This is a genomic window from Priestia filamentosa (genome assembly GCF_900177535.1).
GTDB lineage: Bacteria > Bacillota > Bacilli > Bacillales > Bacillaceae_H > Bacillus_I > Bacillus_I filamentosa.
Genome location: NZ_FXAJ01000004.1, coordinates 1 through 13,892 on the forward strand (window position 1 = coordinate 1; position 13,892 = coordinate 13,892).

General features: G+C 38.7%; 12 protein-coding genes, 15 tRNA genes and 1 rRNA gene. 23 read left to right on the forward strand and 5 right to left on the reverse strand.

From position 1 onward, the window contains the following. The first annotated feature begins 175 nt into the window (after nucleotides 1-175). From rrf to dhaK, 17 genes are all read left to right on the forward strand, one after another. Nucleotides 176-291 (forward strand): 5S ribosomal RNA (gene rrf / locus B9N79_RS16100). Between the two features lie 9 nt (nucleotides 292-300). After that, nucleotides 301-375, forward strand: a tRNA-Asn gene (locus B9N79_RS16105). A gap of 3 nt (nucleotides 376-378) precedes the next feature. Further along, nucleotides 379-470, forward strand: a tRNA-Ser gene (locus B9N79_RS16110). Nucleotides 471-483: 13 nt separating this feature from the next. After that, nucleotides 484-558: transfer RNA gene (locus B9N79_RS16115), tRNA-Glu, on the forward strand. Between the two features lie 32 nt (nucleotides 559-590). Then, nucleotides 591-666 (forward strand) — tRNA-Val (locus B9N79_RS16120). Between the two features lie 14 nt (nucleotides 667-680). Next, nucleotides 681-757 (forward strand) — tRNA-Met (locus B9N79_RS16125). 3 nt (nucleotides 758-760) lie between these two features. Further along, nucleotides 761-836, forward strand: a tRNA-Asp gene (locus B9N79_RS16130). Between the two features lie 19 nt (nucleotides 837-855). Continuing rightward, nucleotides 856-931, forward strand: a tRNA-Phe gene (locus tag B9N79_RS16135). Nucleotides 932-955: 24 nt separating this feature from the next. Beyond that, a tRNA-Tyr gene (locus B9N79_RS16140) sits at nucleotides 956-1,040 on the forward strand. Nucleotides 1,041-1,048: 8 nt separating this feature from the next. Continuing rightward, a tRNA-Trp gene (locus B9N79_RS16145) sits at nucleotides 1,049-1,122 on the forward strand. Nucleotides 1,123-1,132: 10 nt separating this feature from the next. Continuing rightward, nucleotides 1,133-1,208, forward strand: a tRNA-His gene (locus B9N79_RS16150). A 48-nt stretch (nucleotides 1,209-1,256) separates the two neighbouring features. Then, a tRNA-Gln gene (locus B9N79_RS16155) sits at nucleotides 1,257-1,331 on the forward strand. Between the two features lie 4 nt (nucleotides 1,332-1,335). Beyond that, nucleotides 1,336-1,410 (forward strand) — tRNA-Gly (locus B9N79_RS16160). Nucleotides 1,411-1,423: 13 nt separating this feature from the next. Continuing rightward, nucleotides 1,424-1,494 (forward strand) — tRNA-Cys (locus B9N79_RS16165). A gap of 41 nt (nucleotides 1,495-1,535) precedes the next feature. Continuing rightward, nucleotides 1,536-1,616 (forward strand) — tRNA-Leu (locus B9N79_RS16170). 354 nt (nucleotides 1,617-1,970) lie between these two features. Continuing rightward, nucleotides 1,971-2,720: a glucose 1-dehydrogenase gene (locus B9N79_RS16175; RefSeq protein WP_019394004.1), complete on the forward strand. Its 750-nt coding sequence runs from the start codon at nucleotides 1,971-1,973 to the stop codon at nucleotides 2,718-2,720. A gap of 285 nt (nucleotides 2,721-3,005) precedes the next feature. Continuing rightward, the gene (dhaK, locus tag B9N79_RS16180; RefSeq protein WP_046216694.1) at nucleotides 3,006-4,754 is read left to right on the forward strand and encodes a dihydroxyacetone kinase subunit DhaK; all 1,749 of its coding nucleotides are present in this window, start codon (nucleotides 3,006-3,008) and stop codon (nucleotides 4,752-4,754) included. Nucleotides 4,755-4,810: 56 nt separating this feature from the next. Here the strand turns inward: dhaK and B9N79_RS16185 are convergent, their stop codons facing one another. Together B9N79_RS16185 and B9N79_RS16190 are read right to left on the reverse strand one after the other, a co-directional pair. Next, complete coding sequence (locus tag B9N79_RS16185; RefSeq protein WP_040057236.1) at nucleotides 4,811-5,068, reverse strand: hypothetical protein; 258 nt, start codon at nucleotides 5,066-5,068, stop codon at nucleotides 4,811-4,813. A gap of 42 nt (nucleotides 5,069-5,110) precedes the next feature. Continuing rightward, complete coding sequence (locus tag B9N79_RS16190) at nucleotides 5,111-5,380, reverse strand: hypothetical protein (RefSeq protein WP_040057235.1); 270 nt, start codon at nucleotides 5,378-5,380, stop codon at nucleotides 5,111-5,113. A gap of 156 nt (nucleotides 5,381-5,536) precedes the next feature. Between B9N79_RS16190 and B9N79_RS16195 the strand changes: the two genes are divergently transcribed. After that, nucleotides 5,537-6,514, forward strand: a complete 978-nt coding sequence (locus B9N79_RS16195) for an aldose epimerase family protein (protein ID WP_046216695.1) — start codon at nucleotides 5,537-5,539, stop codon at nucleotides 6,512-6,514. Between the two features lie 29 nt (nucleotides 6,515-6,543). On the opposite strand, the gene B9N79_RS16200 is transcribed toward B9N79_RS16195, so the two are convergent. Further along, entirely contained in the window at nucleotides 6,544-7,749 is a 1,206-nt protein-coding gene (locus B9N79_RS16200; protein WP_040057233.1) for a nitrate/nitrite transporter, read from the reverse strand. A gap of 283 nt (nucleotides 7,750-8,032) precedes the next feature. On the opposite strand from B9N79_RS16200, the gene B9N79_RS16205 reads away from it, so the two are divergent. Then, nucleotides 8,033-9,448, forward strand: coding sequence for an amidase (locus B9N79_RS16205; RefSeq protein ID WP_040057232.1), 1,416 nt, complete (start codon nucleotides 8,033-8,035; stop codon nucleotides 9,446-9,448). A gap of 162 nt (nucleotides 9,449-9,610) precedes the next feature. Further along, nucleotides 9,611-9,684 (forward strand) — tRNA-Gly (locus B9N79_RS16210). Nucleotides 9,685-9,789: 105 nt separating this feature from the next. Here B9N79_RS16210 and B9N79_RS16215 read toward each other — a convergent pair. Continuing rightward, nucleotides 9,790-10,455, reverse strand: coding sequence for a B3/B4 domain-containing protein (locus B9N79_RS16215; protein ID WP_040057231.1), 666 nt, complete (start codon nucleotides 10,453-10,455; stop codon nucleotides 9,790-9,792). A gap of 95 nt (nucleotides 10,456-10,550) precedes the next feature. On the opposite strand from B9N79_RS16215, the gene queG reads away from it, so the two are divergent. From queG to trmL, 3 genes are read left to right on the forward strand one after another with little or no spacing between them, the layout of a single operon-like run. Next, nucleotides 10,551-11,684, forward strand: coding sequence for a tRNA epoxyqueuosine(34) reductase QueG (queG, locus tag B9N79_RS16220; protein ID WP_040057230.1), 1,134 nt, complete (start codon nucleotides 10,551-10,553; stop codon nucleotides 11,682-11,684). Nucleotides 11,685-11,723: 39 nt separating this feature from the next. Continuing rightward, the gene (locus B9N79_RS16225) at nucleotides 11,724-12,596 is read left to right on the forward strand and encodes an amidase domain-containing protein (protein WP_046216696.1); all 873 of its coding nucleotides are present in this window, start codon (nucleotides 11,724-11,726) and stop codon (nucleotides 12,594-12,596) included. A 48-nt stretch (nucleotides 12,597-12,644) separates the two neighbouring features. Continuing rightward, on the forward strand, nucleotides 12,645-13,118 hold the full coding sequence (gene trmL, locus B9N79_RS16230; RefSeq protein ID WP_019393994.1) for a tRNA (uridine(34)/cytosine(34)/5-carboxymethylaminomethyluridine(34)-2'-O)-methyltransferase TrmL: 474 nt from the start codon (nucleotides 12,645-12,647) through the stop codon (nucleotides 13,116-13,118). A 15-nt stretch (nucleotides 13,119-13,133) separates the two neighbouring features. Here trmL and B9N79_RS16235 read toward each other — a convergent pair whose 3' ends face one another. Next, entirely contained in the window at nucleotides 13,134-13,889 is a 756-nt protein-coding gene (locus B9N79_RS16235) for an alpha/beta fold hydrolase (RefSeq protein ID WP_040057228.1), read from the reverse strand. Nucleotides 13,890-13,892 lie beyond the last annotated feature (3 nt).

The following is a 13,892-nucleotide window of genomic DNA, read 5'->3' on the forward strand; positions in this document are numbered from 1 at the left end:
CTGACTAATACTAATCGATCGAGGACTTAACCTAAGAATTGATCATAATCGGATATGTTTTTCCTTGCCTTGTTATTTAGTTTTGAGTGAACAACATTTTTTTAAAAAACGCTTGCTTTTTCGAAAGAATGCTTGTATAATAGATAATGTTGCGTCACTTAACCAAAAGAATATGTCTGGTAACCATAGCCAAGAGGTCACACCTGTTCCCATGCCGAACACAGAAGTTAAGCTCTTGAGCGCCGATGGTAGTTGGGACTTTGTCCCTGTGAGAGTAGGACGTTGCCAGGCTAACCATATTCCACAGTAGCTCAGTGGTAGAGCTATCGGCTGTTAACCGATCGGTCGTAGGTTCGAATCCTACCTGTGGAGCCATTTGGAGAGCTGTCCGAGTGGTCGAAGGAGCACGATTGGAAATCGTGTAGGCGGCTAACGTTGTCTCAAGGGTTCGAATCCCTTGCTCTCCGCCACTACTCAACTTATGGCCCGTTGGTCAAGCGGTTAAGACACCGCCCTTTCACGGCGGTAACACGGGTTCGAATCCCGTACGGGTCACCATTTTACTATATTACATAGACTACTGTTTTTGTGGAGGATTAGCTCAGCTGGGAGAGCATCTGCCTTACAAGCAGAGGGTCGGCGGTTCGAGCCCGTCATCCTCCACCATTTAAACAACATATCGCGGGGTGGAGCAGTCTGGTAGCTCGTCGGGCTCATAACCCGAAGGTCGTAGGTTCAAATCCTGCCCCCGCAACCAAAAGGTCCCGTGGTGTAGCGGTTAACATGCCTGCCTGTCACGCAGGAGATCGCGGGTTCGATTCCCGTCGGGACCGCCATTATTTTGAAATTATATACGGCTCAGTAGCTCAGTTGGTAGAGCAATGGACTGAAAATCCATGTGTCGGCGGTTCGATTCCGTCCTGAGCCACCATTTATCATGTTTGACAATGAAGATGGAGGGGTAGCGAAGTGGCTAAACGCGGCAGACTGTAAATCTGCTCCCTCTGGGTTCGGCGGTTCGAATCCGTCCCCCTCCACCATTTCTTACAGGGGCATAGTTTAAAGGTAGAACAGAGGTCTCCAAAACCTCCGGTGTGGGTTCGATTCCTACTGCCCCTGCCAAATTAAAATGGCGGTTGTGGCGAAGTGGTTAACGCACCAGATTGTGGCTCTGGCACTCGTGGGTTCGATTCCCATCAATCGCCCCATTTAGTTTACATATAAAATACATATTATACTTTCAGGCATCATATAAATGGGCTATAGCCAAGCGGTAAGGCAACGGACTTTGACTCCGTCATGCGTTGGTTCGAATCCAGCTAGCCCAGCCAATATGCGGAAGTAGTTCAGTGGTAGAACACCACCTTGCCAAGGTGGGGGTCGCGGGTTCGAATCCCGTCTTCCGCTCCATCTATTTTAAGACGGCGGCATAGCCAAGTGGTAAGGCAGAGGTCTGCAAAACCTTTATCACCGGTTCAAATCCGGTTGCCGCCTTTTTTTGTATCTGCTATTTATAGCAGATTTGTTTTTTATATGCCGGTGTGGCGGAATTGGCAGACGCGCACGACTCAAAATCGTGTTCCTCTGGAGTGTCGGTTCGAACCCGACCACCGGTATCAGATATTGTAGTGAGATTAAGACTTCAACGATTAGGTTGAGGTCTTTTTTTGTGCTTGTTTAACATGATAAAATAAGCTTGAATTGTGTACGTATAGTTGTGTGCTTTAAGTTGTATTACTGAGAGGAAGTAGGAAATACACATAGAAATAAGTAAGAATAAATTCTTGCAAGAGAAAGTCTTTGAAGCATTTCTCAAAAGTTTATAATTTAAATATCATACATATAAAGAAGAAGAGAGGAAAGTATAAAAGTGGTTAAAGAATATTTTTGAAAATGTCTCATATGAAGGATTTTCCTCATATAGTTGCGAGTATGAAAGATATATCAATATATAAATGGAGTGGAGTATTATGTCCTTTAATGGAAGGGTTGTTGTTGTAACAGGAGCAGCAAATGGAATTGGGAAAGAGGTATCAAAACAATATGCAGCAAAAGGAGCAAACGTTATAATAGCTGATTTTGATGAAGAAGCAGGAAGAGAGCATGAAAAGCAAATTCGTCAAGATGGAGGCAAAGCAACCTTTATTAAAACAGATGTAAGAAATGAAAAGGATATTATCAACTTAATGACAGAAGCTGTTCGTACATATGGAAAGATTGATATTTTAATAAATAACGCTGGCGTTTCGAGATGGAAATCTCCTTATGAGCTATCCATTGAAGAATGGGATGACATAATTAATACAAACTTACGAAGCGTATTTTTATGTTCTAGAGAAGCTGCAAAGGAAATAAAGAAAAATGACATAGGTGGCGCTATTGTGAATATGGCTTCAACAAGGGCGGCAATGTCAGAACCACATACAGAAGGATACGCGGCAACAAAAGGAGGAATTGTGGCCTTAACGCATGCATTAGCTATTTCCTTTAGTGAGGATAAAATTACTGTTAATTCCATTTCACCAGGATGGATTGAAACAGATAATTATGAATCACTGCGCAACATTGATCATACTCAACATCCATCGCAACGAGTAGGAAAACCAAGTGATATTGCAAAAGCATGTTTATATCTAACACATCTTGACAATGATTTCGTAACAGGGACAAACCTTGTTGTAGATGGTGGAATGACCCGAAAAATGATTTATGAATATTGAAAGCAGGAGCAGTTCCTGCTTTTTTGGTAAGAAAAATTGAGGAGCCTAGAAACATTTGGTGAGGTATTCAACCTTTTAACCGATTTTCTTTGATAACTTACTTATGTCTATATTTATTATCAAAATGATAAGAGACCTTAAAGTAAAAACATTTATCATTTACAATAAAACGTATTCACTCTAACATGAAAAGTAACAAAGGTAATAAAGCTGGAATCTACGTATACATACCTCAAGCATTAATTATTGAAACTACATAAGGAATAGTTTAAGGAGGAAAATGAAGTGAAGAAAATCATTAATAATCCTGAAGATGTTGTTATGGAAATGTGCAATGGAATTGTAATGGCTCATCCAGAGCTTGAGCTTCTAAAGAAATATAAAGTGATTAAGAAAAAAGAAATGAACAACAACAAAGTGACGTTAATTAGCGGTGGTGGAAGCGGTCATGAACCATCACATGCGGGGCTGGTTGGAAAAGGTATGTTAGATGCAGCGGTATGTGGAGATATGTTTGCTTCTCCTTCTCAAATTCAAGTCTATCAAGCTATTAAAGCAACAGAGGGTAAAAAGGGCACACTACTAATCATTAAGAACTATAGCGGAGATATTATGAACTTTAAGAACGGAGCTCACTTAGCTTCAGAAGACGGTATTAATGTTGAATATGTTCGTGTTGACGATGATATTGCGGTAGAAGACAGTCTATATACAGTTGGTCGCCGTGGCGTAGCTGGTGTTGTGCTTGTGCACAAAATTGCTGGTGCTGCAGCTGAGGAAGGGAAAGACTTATTGGAAGTGAAGGCTATTGCAGAAAAGGCAGTGGAAAATGTGCGTAGTATAGGAGTTGCTCTTACATCTTGTACATTACCTGCAAGCGGTTCCCCAACGTTTAAGATTGATGAGGATGAAATGGAATATGGTGTAGGGATTCATGGAGAGCCAGGCATTAAACGAGAAAAAATTGCAAGTGCTGACGAGTTAGCAGAACGTATGGTGCGTGATTTACTAAAAGATTTAAACATAAAAGGTGAAGAGATAGCAGTATTAGTAAATGGATTCGGTGGAACGCCATTGCAGGAGCTTTATCTTTTTAACAATGCAGTAGCAAGAGAGTTCTCTAATCGAAAGATAAAAGTTAACCGAACTTTTGTTGGAAATTACATGACAAGCATTGATATGGCTGGTGTGTCACTATCTATTATGAAATTGGACGATGAATTAAAAACATTGCTTTCTAATAAATCAGATGCACCAGCATTTAAAGTAGATGGACCTGTTCAGCAAGTAGAGTATGCAGGTGTTGAGGAAGAAAAAACAGTAGGATCAGTTCATTTTGAAGTAGAGACAGAAGAAGAATATCGTGTTGTGAAAGATAATGTAATTTCGTTAGGAAATATGATTTATCTTGTTGATAAAATGAGTGAAGTGATTATTAAAAACGAGTTATCTTTTTGTAAGTTAGATTCTCATGCAGGTGACGGTGATTTTGGGACAAGTGTTGCTAAAGGGTTTAGACAGTTAAAGCGTGAGTGGAAAACAATTATCAATGAAGAGACATTAAGTATAGGTAGTTTCTTAGATAGCAGTTCAATGGTTATTATGGAACATTGTGGAGGAGCTTCTGGTCCAATATGGGGTGGGGCTTTTAGAGCAGCAGGTAAGGCTGTAGGAGAGAAACGTGCACTAACAGTGCAAGAGTTTTCTGACATGCTTCAAGCTGTTGTAGCGGGAATACAAGACATTGGAGAGCGTTCATTTGGCAGAGGAGCAGAAGTTGGCGATAAAACGCTCATAGATGCGCTTGTACCATGTGCCGATGCTTGGAAAGAGTGTGCAGAGCACGGTGAGGAGATGAAGACAGCCTTCCATAAAGGAGCAGAAGCGGCTGTAAACGGAGCTGAGAAGACAAAAGAAATCGTGGCTCGAATGGGACGGGCTGGTACTGTTGGAGAAAGAAGCTTAGGTCATCCTGATGCAGGAGCACATGCTTTAGGGTTTATTTTTACAGAACTTGCGGAGGTACTAAAATAAATGAATAAAGTTCAAGAGCCGGAAGAGCATAACGCTTCCGGCTCTTAATTTTATTTTTAATCTTCCAGCACTAAAATATCTAGCTGCTGTGCTGCTTTACAATCATATAGAGAGATAAGATCGATAAGAAGATAAGCGTCATATTCTCTGATTGCTTCTGCAACAGCCTCTAGGTCATCAAGTAGGTATAAGGTATTATCTTTACAACATAGCTCTTCCATGTATTTGAAAAGAAGCGCATTTTCTTTGAGTGGATGTATATTGAAGCCGTTTGCTAATACTTCAACGGCGCTTTTTACAAAATGATTTTCCAACGATTAGACTCCTTTATAAGATAATAAATGATGGTTATTCTTTTAAAAGTTTTCTTTCGCTAATACTTTTTCTAATTGAAGTTGAAAAAGTTCTGTTTGGAGAGGATCTTTTAATACTTCTTCAATGTTCGTTCTTTCAATAAAATTTCTCATTTCTGTATTCGCTTGAAACAGCGTTCCATATCTGTTCACTATTTCTTGAAACCATTTCTCTTTTTTTAGCCTTTTAAATTTAGTATTGATAAGTTTACTTCTGCATGACGAGACAGAGGTTAAGACTCCTTCAAGAATACTAAACAACAGGTTAGCCATTGTTGTTCCTCCTTTTGTTTCCTCAATATCTGTACTAATAAGACGGAGATAGTAAATGGAAGTTTCACTATAATTAGGAAAAAAGGCAATTTTTATTTTATAAGATGCGTCATTTTAACTTAAACTATAGGTTATAAAGGAAAGGGGACTTATTTAATGAAGGAGAACATTCGAGAATATACGTTGAAAAATGAGAAGTTAACAGTTAAGTTTATGAACTATGGTGCTTATATTACTCACATCTTATTGAAAAATGGGCAAAATGTTGTGATGAACTATGCTGATATTAATAGTTATTTTGATGATAAACACTGTTTGAATTGTTTTGTTGGTCCTGTTATTGGACGGATTGCAAATGCTGAATTTACGCTCGAAGAAAAAGAATATAAGCTTGAAAAAAATGATGGAGAACATAATTTGCATAGCGGATCTGCTAACTTAGCAACGAAGTTTTGGGATGTAGCTGTAAGCGAAGAAAATACTCTTGCTGTTCTTACATATCGTACAAAAGACGGAGAAGGCGGATTTCCTGGCAATGTTGACGTTTCGGTCACTTATAAACTAGAAGGAGAGACGCTAGTTATTAAAACAGAAGCAGAAACAGACAAACCGACTCTTTTTGCGCCATCCCTTCATTTTCATTTCAATCTTGAACATTTTGAAGAAGGGATTGAGAATCATATACTGAAAATCTCTGCCGAAAAGTTTACACAATTAACAGAGGAAGTTATACCGACAGGAACATTACTCAACGTAGAAGATACACCATTTGATTTTCGAGAGGATGTCAAGATAGGAAGATTCATCTCGAAAGATGACCCCCAGCTTAATATTGAAGGCGGATATGATCATGGGTTTTTACTTCAAGACAAAGAAGTTGTGCTGAAAAATAAAAACAAAACAGTTGAACTTCATGCAACAACAACAGAGCCAGCTGTTGTAATTTATACAAACAATGGGTTAACCGAAAAAGAGAGAATCAATGAAGGAAGGGCTGGCTTTAAACATGGTGCTATTTGCATTGAACTGCAAAAGTTACCTGATGCGATTCATCATGAGAATTTCCCTAGTGCTGTTCTTTATCCTGAAAAGCCGTTTCAAGAAGAAAGCCGTTATACATTTCGACTCAAATAGTAAAAAGAAGCACTTTAAAGTGCTTCTTTTTAAATTTTAACCGATTCATTTTGAGCATTCCACGTTCTTTTCCACGTTTGCTGGGCAACAACAAGAACGGTTAAAGCAACAAGAATAATGGCCGAAAAGGCGATAAAACCTGTTGCATACGTATTTGTCGTGCTTTTTAAAGTACCGAGTAAGTTTGGAACAAAAAAGCCTCCAATTCCGCCAGCAGCCCCAACAATTCCTGTAATCATACCGATTTGCTTTTGAAAGCGTTGTGGAACAAGTTGGAATACAGCGCCATTTCCCATACCAAGACAGGCCATAGCAATGAATAAAATGGCAATCGCAAGCCCAAGTCCAGGAAGTTGTGCAACACCAAACATACAAAGAGCAGCTCCAATATATAAGCACATAAGAATACGAGCTCCCCCAAATTTATCAGAAAGAAAACCACCGATTGGGCGAACGAAGCTTCCTGCTGCAACGCAAAGTGTGAGAAAGTCTCCTGCTGCAACTTTACTTAACCCATATTGATCAACGAAGAAAATACTTAAGAAGCTTGTAAGGCCCACAAATCCACCAAATGTTACGCTATAGAGAAGACAGAAAAACCATGTATCTCGATATTTAAAAACTTTAAGGTATTCTTTTAAAGGTTGTGGAGCAGGCTGTGAAGGAGCGTCTTTTGCTGTGAAAATAAAGATTAAGAATACGAGTAAAAGTGGGATAATAGCCATTCCCATTACACCGTGCCAACCGTATACTTCAGCAAGACGAGGGCCAAACAATGTAGCTAGAAGGGTTCCGCTATTTCCAGCGCCTGCAATCCCCATTGCAAGGCCTTGAAGATGTGGTGGATACCAGCGGCTTGCCATTGGTAAAGCAACAGAGAAGCTTGCACCTGCAACACCAAGCAAAATCCCGATTATGTACAGTTCGCCCATTGTATTTCCAAACTGCCATCCAAGCACAAGCGGAACTAGTGTGGCACACATGCCGATAATTGCTGTTTTCCTTGGTCCTATTCGGTCTGTTAGCATTCCTAAAAGAATACGGAAAATAGATCCTCCCAAAATAGGAATAGCGACAATTAAGCCTTTTTCACTTGGAGAAAGTCCAAAATCATTTGTAATATAAACGCCTAATGCACCGAGCATTACCCAAATCATAAAACTAACGTCAAAGTATAAAAAAGCTGAAAATAAAGATGGAGCATGACCACTTGTTCTCAATTGAGATAATTTCATTATTATTCCTCCTTCTAGTGATAAGTTGTAGATGACCTTCAAACTTAATAAAGATGTACGAAAAGGATATCTTTTTTTATTTATACTATCTGTGAAAAAATTAATAAATTGATATGTAAGGAAATGTAACGTGAAATAGGCGTTTTTTGTAGTGGATAGAAATGTTACTAGTTAATTTAACTAACGCGGAGAAGATTTTTTGGATAAGAAGTACAGTTGGTTGACTCGGTATTTAAAAATTTCGTACACTGACGAGTAGATAAGAAAAAGAAGGTGTTGGGCTATGTTAGAACAATTTGGCGTTTCTGAGCTGGTGTCACAAATGAAAGCGAAAAAACTTTCTCCAGTTGAAGTAACAGATTACTTTTTAAAACGAATTGAAGATCATAACGATAAAATTAATGCGTTTGTAACACTAAATGAAAAGGCAAGAGAAGAAGCAAAGAAAGCGGAAGAAAGATTAATGAAAGAAGAAAATGTAGGGGATTTTCACGGCATTCCAATTGCTATAAAAGATTTAACTTTAACAAATGGAATTCGCACCACGTTTGGTTCACCTGCTTTTCAAAACTATATTCCAGATCGAGATGCTGTAATTGTTGAACGATTGAAAAGGGCCGGAGCTATTGTGATTGGAAAAACAAACACCCCTGAGTTCGGTCATATTGGCACAACAGACAATCTATTGTTTGGGGCAACCAAAAATCCATGGAACGCTTCTAAAACATCGGGAGGATCGAGCGGTGGCTCTGCTGCAGCCGTTGGTGCTGGGCTTGTACCAATTGCAGAAGGAAATGACGGGGGAGGATCTATTCGTATTCCAGCCAGCTTTTGCGGAGTATACGGATTCAAGCCTACATATGGAGCTATTCCAAATACAAACAGCATAGCAAATGCTTTTGGTTCAACAGCTCCATTTGCCAATCATGGTGTTTTGAGTCATTCGCCACTGGATGCTGCCTTGTTTTTAGAAAATACACAAGGACCTTCCACAAGAGATCCTTTTTCATTGCCTGTGTACAACAAAGAGATAAGTCAAAAACTTAAAGAGGATTTAAAAGGAGTTAGAATTGCTTATACAGAAAACTTTGGTCTTTATGAAGTGGACAAGGAAGTTGCTCATATTGTTGAAAGTACGTTGTCAAAGTGGGAAGAGCTTGGTTGTACAGTTGAGAAAATTGATATGGATTTCGGCATGAACCTTGAGGGGTTTATCACCTTTTTCACAAGTATGTGGTATTCATCAGCAGCAGCTGGAAGCGGGCCTCTTTTAAATGAAAATCCAGAGTGGGTGACAGATTCCTATAAAGCAATGATTGAGGAAGGAACAAAATTAAATGCTGTACAATATAAAAATCTTGATCCAATCCGGACCTCTATTTGGAACAAAATGCAAGACTTTTTCGACTCGTATGATTTAATTTTATCTCCAACACTTGCTGTTCCAGCTTTTGATTACAGATTGCTTGGTCCTGATAAAATTAACGGTAAGAAAATCAGTTCTGTTTCAGACTGGCTGTTAACGCATTTATATAATACAACAGGATTTCCAGCAGCATCACTTCCTATTGGTTTTTCCGCCTCAGGGTTGCCAATTGGTCTTCAAATTGCAGGGAACCGATTTCAGGATGAATTAGTGCTGCGTGCTTCTTATGCTTATGATGAGGAATATAGTAAACAAAAGCGATTTCCATTTTAATCAAAAAAGGTTAGGGAAAATCCTAACCTTTTTTAGATAAAAGCCAATAGCTCAATCAATTGTAAAGTTTTTAAAAAAACTTTGTAAAAAACTCTTGCAATCTTAACAAAAAGTTAATATAATATTAATTGTCAGGTAGTTAAGAAACAAAATAAAGGACATGCGGGTGTAGTTTAGTGGTAAAACCTCAGCCTTCCAAGCTGATGTCGTGAGTTCGATTCTCATCACCCGCTCCAATAATACATAACCTAACCATCAATTACGTGTGCAACGCAGTGTTTCGTTTGATAATCAACGAAGCATTGCGTTTTTTATTATTTTTAAAAGAAGAGCGCTGGTTTTTAAGCGATAACCAGCGCTTTTCCTTCTCCACCGTGGATTTGATTAAACATTTGCTGAAGAGAAGAAAGTAATCGTTCTGCATTATCAAGGTCTGTTGACGGTTTTAGATAGACGATTTGCAGAGCATTTTTTGTTGTTTCCGTAACTTTTGTTCGGACAGAATCAACATAAGGACTGCCAAATGCACCTTGGTTATCAAGCGAAACAATACTGTTTGAAAACGTCACATTCCGTCCGTTCAGACCCTCATAATGAGCATTTTCATCTCCAATTGTAATAAGAATATCACCTTCTAAGGCATCGAGATCATAGAGACCTATTGGTACTTGATATTCTAAGGAGAAGAAATTATTTAAGTCTACTCCAGAATGGACAGGCTGTAGGTATGTATGTTTTTTGATACGTCTGTACAATGCCTCAATTGAAGGACGGTAGCGGCTTGGATCAGTTCCAACTGTTTTAAACACTTGGCGCCATTCTTTAATGCCATCGAAGTCTGTGATGTTTTTATCTTGTAAATCAAAATGAATTGATTCTTGGAATAACTGAAGTCTTCCACGCAGCATTTGGGGTGACTCCCCAATTTCGATGTTGTTGTATTGGATAACACCTACTTTAAAACCAGGAACTTTCTCAATAAGTGTATTAGAAAGTTTGATTTCCATTGGATTCCATCTCCTTTTTCAGTTCATTTCCTTTAGTATAAAGGGTAGAAAAGAAAACTACCAAAATTAAGTCTCAAACAGAAAGGAGGATTGGGATGGATATTAATCAACTTAAAGAAGAAATTATTGCTTATAGTAAAGAAATTGGTATTGATAAAATCGGCTTTGCGAGTGCTTCAGCATTTCAAACGTTAAAGAACCGCCTTGAACGTCATAGAGAGCTTGGTTATGAATCAGGGTTTGAAGAACCAGATTTAGAAAAGAGAACAAATCCAGAGCTTTTATTAGAAGAAGCAAAGTCTATTATTGCAATTGCCGTTGCTTATCCATCGAAAATGAAAGATGCTCCGCGGGGGACGAAGGAAGATCGTCGCGGTATTTTTTGTCGTGCTTCATGGGGGCATGATTATCATAACGTACTTCGTGATCGTCTTAATAAATTAGAAGCGTTTATTACAGAAAAAGTACCGGGTGCACGGTTGAAGTCGATGGTTGATACAGGAGAGCTTTCAGATCGCGCTGTTGCTGAGCGAGCAGGGATTGGCTGGAGCGGAAAGAACTGCGCCATTATTACCCCTGAATTTGGTTCCTATGTTTATCTTGGGGAGATGATTACAACTCTTCCATTAGAACCAGATCAGCCTGTTGAAGATGGCTGTGGCACGTGTAATAAATGTATTGATGTTTGCCCAACAGGTGCTCTTGTGCAAGGTGGACAGTTGAATTCAAATCGCTGTATTGCGTTCCTTACCCAAACAAAAGGATTTTTACCAGATGAATTTCGGACGAAAATTGGCAATCGCTTGTATGGGTGTGACACATGCCAGACGGTTTGTCCTGAAAACAAGGGAAAAGATTTTCATCTTCATGCTGAATTAGAACCAGATCCTGAAATTGCTAAACCAAAGTTAAAACCACTTCTTCAAATGAGCAATCGCGAATTTAAAGAGAAATATGGGCATGTTTCAGGTTCATGGAGAGGAAAGAAACCAATCCAACGTAATGCCATTATTGCGCTTGCTCATTTTAAAGACGAAACAGCAGTGCCAGAGTTAATAAAGCTTTTAAAGGCAGATGTGCGCCCTGTTATTAGAGGAACAGCAGCATGGGCACTGGGGAAAATCGGAACAAATGAAGCAGTAAGTGAATTAGAAATGGCTCTTTTAAAAGAAAAAGAGGAAGAAGTTATTGAAGAAATTAAGAAAGGGTTACGCCTTGTAAATAGTTAGCCTTTTTCCATCATAAGCTTTTAAGGGGTGATAAAGCTTATGAAAACAAAACGATATATTCTTCAGCTCTTAACAGAAGCAAGGGCGGCAAGTTATGCGAATGGAGAGATACGTAATGATTTTTGGACCCTTATTGAAGACCAATGTGAACGGAAGAAGGCTTCGTTAGAAAAAAGGGGAGCAATGATTGTTAAGTGTCAGGCAAAAGGGGCAGTTTCTTCTTATCGAGAAGAAGGAGAAGAAACGTTTGTTGAGTACAACGTTCATTTGAAGTCTTTTATTAAGCAAGGCGACTTCTTTTATATGGAAGAAAATGTGGAAAAACGCAGTGCTCAGTTTTTTAAAGATACACTTGTAAAAGATGAAGAGCATAATCCATTTATTAAAGAAACGAAAAGCAAAGCAGACTTGAAGTTTGAAGAAGTTGATACCCGCAGAACTTATAATCGTTTGCAAGCTATTCAATATGCGGAGCTTTGGTGGCAGGAACGAAATCCGAAGTATCATACATTTGAAGTGAACTGCACAAACTATATTTCTCAATGCCTTCACGAAGGTGGAATCTCGATGAGAGGGTATCCAAATCGTTCTAAAGGTTGGTGGATGCAAAATGATTCATGGAGCTACAGCTGGTCTGTTGCTAATGCTTTTCATCGCTTGCTGAAAAGTGGAGGACTTGGCGCGAAAGAAGTAGGAAGCGCCGAACAACTTATTCCAGGTGACGTTATTTGCTATGATTTTGAAGGCGATCGCAAGTGGAATCATACAACAATTGTTGTAAATCGGGATTTAAATGATATGCCACTTGTGAATGCTAACACGTATGACAGCAGAATGCGTTATTGGGACTATACAGACTCAACGGCTTATACGCCAAATATTAAATACGCTTTTTTTCATATTAATTCATAACCTTTAGTGGTATAATGATGGATAGATTTTTTTGTAGAGGTGACAATTGTGGGATTAAACGTTGTTTTATATCAACCAGAAATTCCGGCTAACACTGGAAACATTGCTCGTACATGCGCAGCAACAGATACAACATTACACTTAATTCGTCCATTAGGATTTTCAACAGACGATAAAATGTTAAAAAGAGCAGGACTTGATTATTGGCAGCACGTAAAAGTTGTTTATTATGATTCACTTGACGAACTATTTGAGAAAAATAAAGACGGCGATTTTTATTTTATTACAAAGTTCGGTGACCAAAACTATATGAAGTACGGGTTTGATCAACCTGACAAAGACTATTTCTTTGTATTTGGTCGTGAAACAAATGGTCTGCCAGACTATATTCAAGAAAAATATGCTGACAAATGCTTACGCTTGCCAATGAATGATAAAGTTCGAGCATTGAACTTATCAAATACGGCAGCTATTCTTGTGTATGAAGCGCTTCGTCAACAAAATTTCGCTCATTTAAAATAAAAATAACCCTAGCCTCTAGCTAGGGTTATTTTTTAGCTTTTCTACGACGTTTTGAATAAGCTGAACAATGGCTTCAGGCTGATCAATATGAAGGCCATGCCCTGCATTTTGGATAATCCTTCTTTCACTATGTACAGAAAGGCGAGTAAGGTCTCGCTGAAACAAATCCCATGCTGCAAAAGAGGCTTCTGTATGGTAGGAAGGCAAGCTTGCACTTGCTACAATGAGTGGGATATCTTCTAAAGAATGACAATTGCGAATTTGTTCTAGACTTTCTTCGAATTCTTCTAAAGAGGCTTCACTTCCTTCTGCAGAGAACTGTCCAAAATATCCTTCTTGTACTTCTTCGCTAAACAAAGGAGCCATCACTCTATTTTGATCTTCATGACAAGAATCTAAGAGAATCACTGCTTGTACTTCTTCGGGATATGTATGAGAAAATAATCTCGCATTTGCTCCTCCGAAAGAATGACCAATAAGAATATAGGGAGGTTGGATGTTAGCTTTTTGTAGAAGAAGGCGCAGATTTTCTACGCATTGTTTGCTGTGCTGGGGACGTCCATCATACGTGCTTTCTCCAATTCCTGCACGGTCATAGAAAAAGCAATTTGCAAATTCACTTACTTTATCTTTAATAGAATCCCAATAGATTGAAGGACATCCATAGCCCGATTCAAATATAAGTGTTGGCTGTTCTTCTTTTATATAAGAATGTTCATAATATAATTCAATTCCGCCAATATCTCTTTTTTTGATTTGTCTTACTTGCATTCT

Coding starts and splice junctions, on each gene's coding strand:
- B9N79_RS16195 (WP_046216695.1), top strand. CDS start 5,537: ATGAAGGAGAACATTCGAGAATATACGTTGAAAAATGAGAAGTTAACA.
- B9N79_RS16205 (WP_040057232.1), top strand. CDS start 8,033: ATGTTAGAACAATTTGGCGTTTCTGAGCTGGTGTCACAAATGAAAGCG.
- queG (WP_040057230.1), top strand. CDS start 10,551: ATGGATATTAATCAACTTAAAGAAGAAATTATTGCTTATAGTAAAGAA.
- B9N79_RS16225 (WP_046216696.1), top strand. CDS start 11,724: ATGAAAACAAAACGATATATTCTTCAGCTCTTAACAGAAGCAAGGGCG.
- B9N79_RS16215 (WP_040057231.1), bottom strand. CDS start 10,455: ATGGAAATCAAACTTTCTAATACACTTATTGAGAAAGTTCCTGGTTTT.
- B9N79_RS16190 (WP_040057235.1), bottom strand. CDS start 5,380: ATGGCTAACCTGTTGTTTAGTATTCTTGAAGGAGTCTTAACCTCTGTC.
- B9N79_RS16200 (WP_040057233.1), bottom strand. CDS start 7,749: ATGAAATTATCTCAATTGAGAACAAGTGGTCATGCTCCATCTTTATTT.
- B9N79_RS16235 (WP_040057228.1), bottom strand. CDS start 13,889: ATGCAAGTAAGACAAATCAAAAAAAGAGATATTGGCGGAATTGAATTA.
- B9N79_RS16175 (WP_019394004.1), top strand. CDS start 1,971: ATGTCCTTTAATGGAAGGGTTGTTGTTGTAACAGGAGCAGCAAATGGA.